Raw genomic sequence first — 13,455 nt, forward strand, 5'->3', positions numbered from 1 at the left:
AGACAGGATGAATAAGCTGCATACAGGCAGCGTGTATCCTTGGCAGACGGAGCTGGAGGAATTTATAGAGCAGTTGGATGAACAGTTGGAAAACGGGCTGAATCGAGTGGATGACGGCTGGACTCACCAACGTAAGCTTGCCGTGCTGGAAAAGCTGGTTCGTGCTTATACTCCGTATCAGGATGAAAATGGGGCCATTATCGACCCCCATTCTGATAGTGAACGGTATTACTCGACTCCATCTTATGCTTTGGCAGCGGCGATACTGGTCAAAGAAGGTCGGCATGACTTGCTCGAATCCGCTGCGGCGGCTCTAACACACAGCATAGCATGTGTGGTGGAGGAAAGGGCCCCGGATCACCATCCGGACTTTTTTCCGATCATGATGATGGGGGCGTATCGGCTGCTCAAAAACCTGCTGCCAGAGCAGGCCACAGCATGGAAGCAGCAGTTGAGCCGGATTCAGCCGGAAGACACCTACATTTTTACGATGAGCAAAATGAAAAATCCGAACCGCATGATCAACTGGAACGCGATTATGATGTCCGGTGAGTATATGCGTGCGGCGGAAGGGATTGCCGCGGATGCTGAATGGATGGAGACGTATATCCGCAGTTATCATTTGCCACGCTTTACCGGATTGGGCTTGTATGAGGACGGCCCGCTGGATCGGCCCAATAGCCCGTTCGCCTACGACATCGTCACACGCTTTCATCTGGGCGTGATGCTGGAAAGCGGATATGATGGCGGCTGCGCCACTGAGCTGCGCGACCATCTTCGCAAGGGGGCGCTCAGTTCGTTGCTGGCGTTATCCCCACACGGGGAAATTCCGCCGCGTGGAAGAAGCGCGCAGCATCAGTGGAACGAAGCGGCAGCGGCCTTTGTGTTCACGACACATGCGCAGCAGGCTTTTGCAGCGGGCGAGCATGTGCTGGCAGGCGCATTCCGGCGGGCAGCGGACCTGTGCTGGCAGGCAATTGGCCGCTGGCAGACCGCCGAAGGCAAGCTGCATATCGTCCGCAACCATTATTCGTCCGAGGCGCGGCATGGCTTCGAGGTGTATTCGAACCATACCTGCTACAGCCTGTGGACGGCCGCTGCACTGGCTTACACACTTTTGCACGGAGCGGATGTGGAGCGCATTTCACCATCTTTAATTCCGGCGGAAATCGGCAGTCGAGTGCTGGAAACGGACGGCTGGTTCCAGACCGTCATTGCGACCGTAGATGGACAGCAAATGCTTGTGCAAACATCGGTCAATGACCCGTACAATATTCCCGGCATCGTGCGTATTCAGCGTTCCACGCTGCCACCGTTAATCGGCCCGTCCTCGGCGGGGCATGCAGACCGCGGCTTTACAGGCTTTGCGAAAGGGGATATTTTCCCGCTCAGCTATACCCCAGCCTGGCAAACGGAGGACGGGAAATGGCACAGCCTGTCGGAAGGCATTCCCGGCACGCTGGAGTTCGACCGGGACGGAGGCATTGATCCGCTGGACGGTGGAGGATCGGTACAGATGGAGCAAAGCTCCGCATCCCACGGAGCGACTGATTTTACGTTGTTGTGGAAGGGCCCATTCCCGGGCGTATGGGAAATTCGAACGCATTTTCGGCAGGTACCCGGCAAAATTGAGGTGACGTATGAGCTTCAAGGCAATATTCAGGCAGTGGGGGCGCTTATTCCTTTAATGGCGTATGACGGCCGGGAACGCAGTACCATTCATCATGTGATGTCCACGGGTGAAGAGAAGGAAAGCATTCGGGTGGAGTATGCAGGTGCGAGTCTGGAGGTTATTCCAGCAACGGATGGAACGAATGTCGTGTGGCCGGAAGAACTGGCTTCTGTGGCCTGTCGGAATGGTTTGCTCAAGGGAGCGCGTTTGGAATGTGAGGGTAGTCGTATTTCCTTTATCATTCGTTTGCCTGAATAAACAGGGCGGGAACAATAGATTTTTTTAACATGTGGAAAAGGGAGAGTGAAGAGCAATGACTGAAACAGAAGCATGGCTGGAACAATCGTGGGAGCTGGCTTTAGACAAAACGCTTGCCTTGGCGGCAAGACTGGGGAACGCCTTTCCACATGTTGCAGAAGGTGGACGTTATGATCATCGTGAGGAAGAATGGTGGACGGCAGGCTTTTATCCGGGTTTGCTATGGCTGGTACATCGGGCGCGCCCTGACAGCGGAGCTGCCAGAATTGCACAGCAGTGCGAGGAACGTCTGGAAAAGGTGCTCTACAACAGTGAAGCCGTAGACCATGATCTTGGCTTTATTTGGCTGCCCAGCGGTGTGGCAGCCCATCGGTTGACTGGAGATCCAGAATCCAGAAGACGTGGGCTGTTAGCCGCTAACCTGCTGGCTGCACGTTTTAACGTGAATGGCCGTTTTATTCGCGCGTGGAATTTCCACGCCAAGGACATGGATACACGGGGTGTAGCGATTATAGACAGCATGATGAATTTGCCCCTGCTCTATTGGGCTTCGGAGGAAAGTGGGGACCCGCGTTTTGCCGCTTTGGCTGTACAGCATGCCGATACCGTAGCGCGTGAATTTGTCCGTGCTGACGGTTCGATTGTCCATGTGGTCGAGTTCGACCCGGAGATTGGAAAAAAACGCGCCGAGCACGGCGGACAGGGGTTTGCTCCCGGCTCTGCCTGGGCACGTGGCACGGCATGGGCTTTGTACGGTTTTACGCTTTCGTACGGGTACACGCGCGATTCGCGTTATTTGAAGGTAGCCGAAAACACGGCAGACTTTTTCCTGTCCCAACTGGGTGATGCTTGCCTGCCTGTGTGGGATTTTAGAGCGGAGGAGGGGCACCGTGAAGCTTGGGATTCGTCTGCTGCTGCGATTGTAGCGAGTGGCCTGCTGGAGCTGGCAAAATACTCGACGCGTGCGGAGCATTTTACGACGGCAGCGGAATCCATTCTCAAGGGCTTGCATGAGACCTGTACAGCATGGGAGCAGGATCATGAGGGACTGCTCATGAATGGAACAGTGCACTATCCCGAGCAAAAATATATTAACGTGCCCATCATCTACGGCGATTATTTCTTTGTCGAGGCACTGGCAAAATTGCGTGGAGAAGAAGGCTTGTTTAGTGTGTGATGTCAAAATTTAATTAAATTCATAGTAAACAAATAGTATATTAGAAATCTCGATGCCAAAGAACTATTTCTAGCAGGAGAGAGGGCATAGCTGTGCTTAATTCATATTGAATCAGAGCAAAAATATTGCAGATAAGCTCTTGCTCTTATAAAATTTTTCATTTTAATGTATGGATATAGGTCTTATTGCTTATTTGTGAGAATTTATTCGTAAATTGACAAATTGGGTAGGCATCCGTATGATAACTTCTTGGATAAAGGGATAAATTGGGTTTTAAATCTCATTTAAAAAGGAGTTATGCATCACCATGGAAACAACGAACGATAGTGAAAAACAGATATACGGAGGGTTTTGGAAAAGAACGGCTGCGTTTGTGATTGATTTGATCATTGTAACAGTAATGATTCTTTTAGTGGGGGGAATATTTTCCATGATTCCAGTCCTTCTAGACATGGAGGAGGTTGGCTTCATAAAAGCATTACTTATGTTGTGGCCGCTGATCCTATGGCTTATAGTGCCGTGGCTGTATTGTGTGTTGTGGGAGTCATCGAATGCTCAAGCAACACCAGGCAAGCTTACATTTTCTCTAATTGTCGTGGGCGAGGGAGGAAAGCGTCTTGGATTCATGCATGCCTCGGGGCGTTATTGGGTTAAAGCCATATCAGGTGCGATTGCATGTATTATATATATCGTTGTTGCTTTTACTCCAAGAAAACAGGGATTACACGATTTCTGTGCCAAAACCTTGGTTGTGAATAAAAAAGAGCTGCAACGACATGAACAGCAACCGTCATTCCCCCCGGTAGCTACGAATATCATGAATTAAGGAAATTGCCGTTGCAGAAGATGGTCCTATTACAAACTCGACAGCTCATGGAATTTTGATGATGCCACTACGAGAGAGCGGCTTCTTGAACAAATCCCGAATTTATGAAGCAAAAGTAAACAAGAAACCAGCCAGTGTCTGAAAAGCATTAGCTGGTTTCTTTGTCTTTTATTTTCGGCATGAAACTTCCCTTGCTTAACCTATCTCTTTATCATAGCTTTCCCCACAAAATGCCAATATAATGGCCGTTTGCAGCGTAGCGGAGGATTTGAATCTGGTGAAGCGTAGCGATCGTAGGATCAAATCCTACGCGCAGCGCCCTCACACAGCCGAACCCCTGTGTCCTGTCTTTTATAGAATTTCACGTCGAAATAAAAAAATGTAAGCTGTTCGCACAGTTTCCATGTTCTTTTTAGCTTGTTTTGCGTTATAATGAAAGGATGCACATTATGAACGAATTGGAGGCACAGCCCGATTGACTACTTATCCTTTTGCCTTTGATCCGTCCAAGCCGTTTATTGAGCAGGCAAGTGACTGGATTGCGGATGTATTTTATGAAGTTTTGCCTGAAGTCGGCTTTGAGGTTCGGGATGAACAAATTTATATGGCATTCCAGTTGGAGCGTGCCTATAAGGAAAAGAAAACGATTTTCGCGGAAGCAGGTGTGGGCACAGGCAAAACGCTGGTGTACCTCCTGTACGCTATTGCATATGCCCGGTACATGAGAAAGCCCGCGATTATCGCCTGCGCGGACGAGTCGTTGATTGAACAACTGGTGAAGCCGGAGGGGGATATCGCCAAGCTGGCGCGGCATTTGAGCCTGACGATTGATGCCCGACTAGGTAAGTCGCCGGATCAGTATATTTGTCTGAACAAGCTGGATAGTGTACGAGGCGGACTGGATGAGGACGCGGATGTGTTTCGTGATATCTATCAGGACTTGCCGGATTTTGTCCATTTTCCGGATACGCTACAGTCCTTTACCCCTTACGGGAACCGCAAAGAGTATCCTGAGCTAACGGACGGACAGTGGAGCAGACTGGGCTGGGATGTATTTCAGGATTGTCTTGTTTGCCATCAGCGGCATCGTTGTGGACAGACGTTGTCCCGCGATCATTACCGCAAAGCGGCAGATCTGGTGATCTGCTCTCATGACTTCTATATGGAGCATGTATGGACCTATGAAGCGAGAAAGCGTGAGGGCCAGCTGCCGTTACTGCCGGAGCACAGCTCTGTCGTCTTCGACGAAGGGCATCTGCTGGAGACAGCGGCGCAGAATGCACTCACTTATAAGCTGAAGCACGCTCAATTCGAGGCCATTATTACCCGTCTGCTAGAGGGGGAAGTGCGAGAATCGCTGGCAATGACGATTGAAGATGCGATAACCCAAAGTGAGGTTTTGTTCGCTGCGCTCGATAAGAACAGTCAGCCTGTACAGGGGTCTAATCGCAAGGAGTTTACCTTGAATGAGTCGCTGATTCGAGAGGTAAACCGCTTTGGCGATCTGATCGGCACGATTGAAGAAGAGCTTGTATTTGAAAGCGGGTTATTCTCTCTGGATGAGTACCAGGTCAAAATCGTGGAAGAGCATCTGGAAATGATTCAGACGGCGTTGGCCTTGTTTAAGCGCCCGGAACTCCTGATTTCGTGGGTTATGGAGGATCAGGATGGATTAACACTTGTGGTTATGCCCAAGATGGTAAAAGAGATTCTCAAAGAACGGGTATTTTCACAGCATATACCGATTGTATTCTCCTCCGCTACACTTTCCGTGGAGAACTCCTTTGATTATATGGCGCAAAGTCTCGGTATTGAGAATCCACTCACGTTTTCCGTTGCTTCACCGTATGATTACAACGACCAGATGCAAGCGGCATTATATCCGTTGCAGGTGGGGCATGATCCAATCCAGAGAGCGTTGTCCCTGCTGAATAAATCGCAGGGAAGAGCGCTTATCCTGTTTCCATCACAGGAGGAACTGGTTGCATTCAGAACGGGCCTTGCGGCTTATCGTGAAGCGTCTGCTTTTCGTTTTCTATATGAAGGATCGGCTGAAATCAGCCATCTGATCTCATCTTTCCAGAATGATGAGGAAAGCGTCTTATGTGCTGTTACGTTATGGGAAGGACTGGATATTCCGGGCCCGTCCCTGTCGCACGTCATCATCTGGTCGCTGCCTTTTCCTCCAAATGATCCGGTTTTTACGGCACTGCGCAAGGATGCGACAGATCCGTTTATGGAGATAGATATGCCTCACATGGCGCTCAGACTCAGACAAGGCATCGGGCGATTAATTCGCTCGCGTAATGATCGGGGCTGGATCTCCATCATGGGTGAGGATCTGAACCGCCAAGAAGTACGTACACAGGTTTTACAACTACTGCCTGCGGGCGTAGAATGCACTGTAATCGAAGGAAATCCGGAGGGAATGAAGACATGTTAAATTTTACATCGTACACGGTAGATCAGATTAAAGACGCTTTTGGTATTTTGAGTGGGCAGCGTTATGAATTTATGATTGATGTAGAGGTTGAAGAGGACGACGAGCTCTACACCGAAAACGGGCTGTATATTCGTACGCTTTATTTAGTAGACGAAGAGAAAACAGGAATATTGAAATACGAGCTGATTGAAAAAGTAACGAACCGTTACATCGAGCTTGAATTGGAAGAGGATGAGTTGCAGGCTGTCGAGAACTTCTGCAAAGAGCATGTGCAGGACGGAGCCGTAAAGTAACGAAATAGAACGCTTGGGTGTGATAGCCCCCGTATAACGAAGTATGTAAAGGAGTCCTGATGTAATTGATCAGGCTCCTTTTTTCATGCTCATTCAAGGAATATCAGTCTGCCTCAGCGCAGTCTGTCCCATACATTCATCATAAACAGCACAACCCCGGCCGCCAGTAGTACCCACCCTATGATGATCAAAACCCCAATATCAGGCACCCCATACTTTTTCCCTGCTATTGCTAATACTAATAACGGAAGGCCGATATTATGCAGCCAAAAATGGGCGCGTGCCAGTGCGGTAACCGAAAGCGCAGGAAAGGCGACATAGATCAAACCTATAATTCCGAGAGCCGTCCAACCGAGTAAATGAATATGAGACAGAACGCTGGACAGGCTGTAATCGCCCGACACGCCAATAATCACACTGAGCAGCGCAGCTAGGGCAAAATACACAGCAGCTATTTTAATAAATTGCTTTCCCATATGAAATCCTCCTTATGATTGCAGGCATTGTGAACATACCATCTATCATATCGAGGAAGAAGGTCAGGGGTGTGGATGCTGTGAAGGAAACTATTTGACAAATGCTTGAAATAAACATAAAATCTTATTGCATAAATACACACCGCATTACTATGTTTTTTGGGGATGACGGCGAACTTCTCCGGCAATAGGTTGCTATTTTTTGACCATTGATTTATTAGGATTCGCCATTAAAAGGAGCTTGAAATCATGAATGTATATCATAATACTTTGGGATTAATCGGACGCACGCCGCTAGTAGAACTGAACAGCTATTCTCTGCCGAGGGGGATTCGTCTGTTCGCCAAGCTGGAGTTTATGAACCCCGGCGGTAGCGTGAAGGACCGAGTGGGTAAGGCTCTGATTGAAAAAGCCTTAAAAACAGGTCAGTTGAAGCCAGGCGGGACTTTAATTGAAGCCACAGCAGGCAATGCAGGTATTGGTCTTGCGATGGCAGCACTTCATTATAATATTTTTGTTATTTTTGTGGTGCCTGAAAAGTTCAGTCAAGAAAAGCAGGATCTGATGAAGGCGCTGGGAGCACGTATCGTTAATACCCCGACAAGTGAGGGGATGAAGGGAGCCATCGAGAAAACGAAGGAACTGGCTGCTGAATTTCAAGATGCCTATTTGCCGTGTCAATTCAGCAATCCGGATAATCCAGAGGCTTTTTACACGACGATGGGACCGGAGATTTGGAACGATCTGGAAGGAAAAGTAGATGTATTTGTAGCAGGAGCAGGTTCGGGGGGAACCTTTATGGGAACCTCGCGTTACCTTAAGGAACAAAATGCATCCATTAAAACCGTAATCGTGGAGCCGGAAGGTTCCATTTTGAACGGCGGAGAACCGGGTTCGCATAAAACTGAAGGGATTGGCATGGAATTGATTCCTGAGTTTATCGATAAGGGTTATTTTAATGCCATTCACACGATTAGCGACGTCGATGCGTTCGACCGTGTCAAGGAGCTGGCAGCGCGTGAAGGACTTCTTGTCGGCAGTTCTTCCGGGTCGGCATTACATGCCGCTTTACTGGAAGCAGAGAACGCAGCGGATGGCGCACATATCGTCACCATTTTCCCGGATAGCAGTGAACGTTATCTGAGCAAAAAAATATATGAAGGCGGGATATAAAATGAAACGTAAAACAAAGCTGATTCACGGCGGCCTCCCTACCGATCCGCATACAGGTGCAGTTAACGTCCCTATTTATCAGGTAAGCACATATGAGCAAGAGGAAATCGGCGTTCATAAGGGCTACGAATATTCGCGTACAGGCAATCCTACCCGCTTTGCGCTGGAAGAGTTGATCAAGGAGCTGGAGGAAGGAAAACGCGGTTTTGCTTTCGGCTCGGGGATGGCGGCAATCCATGCGGTGTTTTCACTGTTTAATGCAGGGGATCATATTTTGTTGACCGATGATGTATACGGGGGCACCTACCGTATTGTAAGCAAGGTGCTTAACCGGATCGGCATAGAGGCTACTTTTGTAGATACGACGGACCTGGAGGCTATCTCCAAAGCGATCCGTCCGAATACAAAGGCACTGTATGTAGAAACGCCTACGAATCCGCTGCTGAAAGTTACGGATATCCGTACGGTTTCGGAGCTGGTGAAAAAGCATGACCTGTTGCTGATCGTCGACAATACATTTGCCACTCCATATTGGCAGACACCACTTACGCTTGGAGCCGATATCGTCATTCACTCGGCGACCAAATATTTGGGCGGCCACAGCGATGTTGTAGCTGGTCTGGCTGTTGTGAACAGCGACGAGCTGGGAGAACAGCTTCATTTTCTGCAAAACGCCATTGGTGCTATTCTCGGCCCGCATGATTCCTGGTTACTGATCCGCGGGATCAAAACACTGGGTCTGCGTATGGAAGCGATTGAGCAAAATGCCAAGGAAATTGCAGCCTTTTTGGAAAAACATCCGAAGGTTAGCAAAGTGTACTATCCTGGACTGGAAAGCCATGCGCAGCACGAGCTGTCCAAAACTCAGGCCGAAGGCTTTGGCGGCATTATTTCCTTTGATGTAGGTAGCGATGCTAACGCGGTTGCCCTCCTGAGAAAGGTGAAATATTTTACACTGGCTGAGAGCCTGGGGGCGGTTGAAAGTCTGATTAGTGTTCCGGCACGTATGACACATGCATCTATTCCGGTAGAACGCCGCGCAGAATTGGGAATTACCGAAGGACTGGTACGGATCTCAGTAGGGATTGAAGATCTTGAGGATTTAATCGAAGATTTACAGGCGGCATTGCAAGGAGTATAGAAATTTTCAAAAACGAAGTTAAGCACTCTGCTTTCTTCGTTTTTTTGTTTTTTAAGAATAGTCTCTTTTTTTTGGAAGAAGAAAGGAGTACGCAAAGGCGATAACGAATAGCTTTATATAGTTAAAATGAATGTTAACGGAATATTATCGCGACGTCTCTGAGGAAACAAAAACCTGGAGGGGGAATGTTATGAGGTTCACGCATCTGGAAAAAGCGACAACTGTGCTGTTGGATCATCCGGTTCGTCTGACGTCTGCTTATGCAGTCGGTCCGGTCAAGCTGCCGGAAAATTGCGGTGTGGGTAGGGCATGGTCCGATCATTTTACCCCTGAGGAATGGGATTTGGAAAGGGCTTGTAATGAAGATGGACTGGAGCTTTCGGCTGGAGGAAAGGCAGCATGCCGCTTATTAACTGAGCTGGACCCTCGAAACGCCGAATTGAATTTAGGTGTCTTTCCGCCCTTGACTGAGCAAGAAAGGCTTTTGCTGGTTTCGAATCTCCACTGTGCGGTGGCACAAGAAGTTATTTTCAGACCGTTTGAAGGGACAGGACAAATTTGGGTGGACGGCATATTGGTATATGCAGAATCCGGTCCTTTGCGCTTGGTTCTGGAGGAAGGTAATCATACGGTGGTGGTCGTTGCAGCCTTTATTCCCGATGAAGCTCACTCTATTCGGATCAGTGGAAATCAGACGTGCGACAGCCCAGATGTGGAGGAACTACATCAGGAATTCGTAGAGCGCAATATACGTTTTCATATGGCATGGCTGGAAGTGGAGAAACCCGCTGGCAGAGAGGGGGAAGACAGTCCGGTCTCGTTTTATTTGCTGCGCAAGGATCGCATAGATCTTCCTGTAGATCAGCCATTATGGGTCGAGGTAACGAATGATGAGGGGACGCTGCTGGATCGGTTTCAAGCGGTTTGGGAGCAGGAGCAGCAATATGCCTGGAATGAGGAAGTTACCAGGAATACGGGAATGCTGCATTTTACGGTTACATATCAGGACCATGAGGCAAGAGAGCATTATTTTGTGTACTCAATGCTTGTGCGGCCTTTGTCGGCGGTTGTGGAGGACTTACAAGAAGAGTACGACCAGTATAATCGAGCTTATAACATAGATGCTTCCATATATGCGAGGAATTTACAGGCAGAAGGCTTGCTGGAGGAGCTGAAAAGGTTAACGGCTTTGCCGGAAGACCCTTTTGAAATCTGGGATTATCGCATAGTGCGGGAATATATCAAGCTGCTAAAACGGATTTTCACACATGCATATACGGAACGGCCTCAGCATCCATCTCGGGAAGATAACATCCTTTTGTGCCCTGACGGGATTGGCGAAGGATTTTTTGTCTCCCGTTTGGACAACAGCCTTCAACGCTACACGATACAGCTTCCCCGAAACTATTCGGCGGATCGGCAGTATCCTCTGATCGTCCTGATGCCGGGCAAACGGTATGAGCTGGGTCTGCCGGACTTTCAGAAACGGGGCTTTGGACGGGGCTGGGAGGAAGAGGCGATATTCGTCACTTTTTCGTGCCGTGGAGTTACGCTGGGCAGTTACATTGGCGAAGCCGCTTTTCTGGAGGCGCTGGATGTCATTCTGCAAGCGTACCGGGTGGATGAAGACCGAATCTATCTGACGGGCTATTCTAACGGCGCATACGCTGCCTGGGCGATGGCACAGGCGTATCCTTCGCGTTTTGCGGCTATTGCTGTCATTGCTGGCGCACCGCATCCGAAGCATCTGATGAACTTACTGAATATGCCCATATTCAATGTGGTTGGAGATCAGGATTACTTGTTTGCGCAAGCTTATACGGCTCCTGAAACCGACCTTTCATCCGACCATTATAAAGGAGTAGTAGAACGGTGTGCCAACCATTGGGACACGCATGAACTGAGGCTTTTGGACGGTGTACTGAGCTGGCTAATGCAATGGAAGAGAGTGATGGTACCTCAGCGTATTGCCTACCGAACGGAGCGGGGGAGACATAACCGGGCTTATTGGCTGGAGCTGACACAAGTGGATGAAACCGAGGAATACGCCGAACTGTACGGTGAATTGAGTAAAACGGGTGAACTGGATGTTAGAGCCGTCCACGCTGATGAATTTATTATTCACCTCTCACATGAGATCGTATCATTGGAGCTTGTCCATGTCCGTATTGGAGCGCGGGTTTTCGTGTTGGATTTACTAGAATATAACCGCTTTCGCTTTGTTAAAATAGAGTCGCGGAAACGCCCCTCACCTGAATATCGATTGATTGCTGAACGGGGTAGCGAAACGTATGGGGGTTTTGGAAAAGAAACGGATGACGAAACGGCAACGTTCAGGTTAAAAAGCGCAGGCCGGAATCCTTCTGGCCATGGTATGGGAGTGCTCGACGTTTATATGGGGCGCCTGCACATTGTCCTTCCGTCCAGCTATGCCACACCCGAAGAAGAGCAGGCGGTAAAACGGACGGCGAAGGCTTTGTCCAGCCCACGCACAGCAACCTGGAATCCGTATATCGGTGTTCATTACCCTGTTGTGGCTTCTCATGCTATTTCGGAGGAAGAGTTGGCTGACAGTAACGTTATCTGTATCACCTCGGGCTTGTCCAAACATGAGCTGCTTCAGCGGCATCAAGCCCATTTGCAGATCACCTGTACGGAAAAAGGGTATATACTGGACGGCGATTTTACGGCAGGCGAGTATTGTCTTTCGTATATCCAGCCTGCCCCGTGGTCCAAAAGCCAACAAATGCTTGTTGTGGCGACAAATTCTCCCCGCATGCTAGGTAAAAACCTGTTCACGCGCAGACTGATTATGCCCGGTTATTTTAACGGTCTGCACCCGTATTTGAATAAGGATATTATCGTGTATGACAGCAAGGGTGTACGTGCTTTTAATTTTACTTCCCTAAATCAAGCGCAGCAAAAGCTGCAAGGCTGATCCAAAAGCCAGAACTAAAAAACCGTCCGGAGGCGCTGGCGATCCTGACGGTTTTTTTGCTGCTTCATTGCAGTGGTTTGTCATGGTAATGACGTCATATATAGAAGGGCATTAGGACAGATCAGTTTTTATACTGCTCCATCAGGTATACGATCTTGACCTCATCGGCCAAATCGCCAAAGGGTTCATAAGGATTCTCCTGAATGATATGATATAAACGCTGGACTCGTTCCTTCGGCAGTTTGCGCACATATCTGGAAATAAAACCGGCGTGCGTGACCACGTAGCGCTTTTTACGGACTGCCGCGCTGGCAACACGGACAAGAATATCCTCGCCTCCTGCCATTTCCAGAATGCGGCGCTCATAAAAGATGACGTAACGGAACGTTCGATCCTTAATTAGCTCGCGATTTAATCTCGTAATCTCTCCGATATATCTGACCATAAGCGGTTCAAAGCTTTTGATCAGGAGAGGGTCGAGCGTTAGCTCCATATCCTTGCGGAGAACAAAAGATTGCAGCAAGGCGACCTGTTGGAGCCTTATCCGGTCGTTGTGAATGAGTACGGCAATCTCACGCAGCATTTCATAGGAGACACGCTCGCTGAGCTGTCGCAGGGCAACCGCGTTTTTATGATTGATGTTCAGGCCCTCTTTAAGCTGCTCTATACGGCCTCTGAACAGGCGTATAAGCTGCCTGTGCTGCTCATAGGGACGAATACGCTGCTGTAGAAGCACCAAGGGTAGCAGGAGAAGCGCGCCGACGATACCGCACAAGAGCATTTGCTGGGGTGAATGGCCGAAAAAGACGGCGGCGGTCAGCAGCACAATGCCGAAGGCGAGGTCTTTGCGAAAATAAAGCTTGGCTTTGCGGTTGGCATATTGCTCTACAGGCACCAATGCATCGCGACCGCATGACGTACATTCCTTCTCCCATAGGGCAGTGAACTGTCCGCATCGTTTGCAGATTCGCAGCTTTTGGTACGCATGCTCGGTGTGTGTAAACGGACGAAATTGTACAGGCTGCTTGGAACTACTCATTGCGATCACTACTCCGGTT

At 49.1% G+C, this 13,455-nt stretch carries 10 protein-coding genes; 8 read left to right on the forward strand and 2 right to left on the reverse strand.

Translation table 11 applies throughout. The features are described from left to right. Window positions 1-7 precede the first annotated feature (7 nt). The 5 genes from AC0WRU_RS10730 to AC0WRU_RS10750 all read left to right on the forward strand — a co-directional run bounded on the left by AC0WRU_RS10730 (window position 8) and on the right by AC0WRU_RS10750 (window position 6,669). On the forward strand, window positions 8-1,930 hold the full coding sequence (locus AC0WRU_RS10730; protein WP_476128256.1) for a glycosyl hydrolase: 1,923 nt from the start codon (window positions 8-10) through the stop codon (window positions 1,928-1,930). Between the two features lie 55 nt (window positions 1,931-1,985). Further along, on the forward strand, window positions 1,986-3,107 hold the full coding sequence (locus AC0WRU_RS10735) for a glycoside hydrolase family 88 protein (protein WP_476128257.1): 1,122 nt from the start codon (window positions 1,986-1,988) through the stop codon (window positions 3,105-3,107). A 307-nt stretch (window positions 3,108-3,414) separates the two neighbouring features. Beyond that, on the forward strand, window positions 3,415-3,933 hold the full coding sequence (locus tag AC0WRU_RS10740) for an RDD family protein (RefSeq protein WP_476128258.1): 519 nt from the start codon (window positions 3,415-3,417) through the stop codon (window positions 3,931-3,933). A gap of 475 nt (window positions 3,934-4,408) precedes the next feature. Then, window positions 4,409-6,376: an ATP-dependent DNA helicase gene (locus tag AC0WRU_RS10745; RefSeq protein ID WP_476128259.1), complete on the forward strand. Its 1,968-nt coding sequence runs from the start codon at window positions 4,409-4,411 to the stop codon at window positions 6,374-6,376. Next, on the forward strand, window positions 6,370-6,669 hold the full coding sequence (locus AC0WRU_RS10750; RefSeq protein WP_025685541.1) for a DUF6509 family protein: 300 nt from the start codon (window positions 6,370-6,372) through the stop codon (window positions 6,667-6,669). The genes AC0WRU_RS10745 and AC0WRU_RS10750 overlap by 7 nt, the downstream gene beginning before the upstream one ends. Window positions 6,670-6,782: 113 nt before the next feature. Here AC0WRU_RS10750 and AC0WRU_RS10755 read toward each other — a convergent pair whose 3' ends face one another. Then, entirely contained in the window at window positions 6,783-7,145 is a 363-nt protein-coding gene (locus AC0WRU_RS10755; RefSeq protein ID WP_476128260.1) for a hypothetical protein, read from the reverse strand. 249 nt (window positions 7,146-7,394) lie between these two features. Between AC0WRU_RS10755 and AC0WRU_RS10760 the strand changes: the two genes are divergently transcribed. From AC0WRU_RS10760 to AC0WRU_RS10770, 3 genes are all read left to right on the forward strand, one after another. Next, complete coding sequence (locus AC0WRU_RS10760; protein WP_476128261.1) at window positions 7,395-8,318, forward strand: PLP-dependent cysteine synthase family protein; 924 nt, start codon at window positions 7,395-7,397, stop codon at window positions 8,316-8,318. A gap of 1 nt (window position 8,319) precedes the next feature. Continuing rightward, window positions 8,320-9,459: a bifunctional cystathionine gamma-lyase/homocysteine desulfhydrase gene (locus AC0WRU_RS10765; RefSeq protein ID WP_476128262.1), complete on the forward strand. Its 1,140-nt coding sequence runs from the start codon at window positions 8,320-8,322 to the stop codon at window positions 9,457-9,459. A gap of 190 nt (window positions 9,460-9,649) precedes the next feature. Further along, window positions 9,650-12,397: a PHB depolymerase family esterase gene (locus tag AC0WRU_RS10770; RefSeq protein ID WP_476128263.1), complete on the forward strand. Its 2,748-nt coding sequence runs from the start codon at window positions 9,650-9,652 to the stop codon at window positions 12,395-12,397. A 121-nt stretch (window positions 12,398-12,518) separates the two neighbouring features. Here the strand turns inward: AC0WRU_RS10770 and AC0WRU_RS10775 are convergent, their stop codons facing one another. Continuing rightward, a complete protein-coding gene (locus AC0WRU_RS10775; protein WP_476128264.1) occupies window positions 12,519-13,436 on the reverse strand; it encodes a hypothetical protein in 918 nt (305 codons plus the stop codon). Between the last annotated feature and the right edge of the window lie 19 nt (window positions 13,437-13,455).

The sequence above is a fragment of the Paenibacillus sp. 1-8 genome (assembly GCF_056316205.1).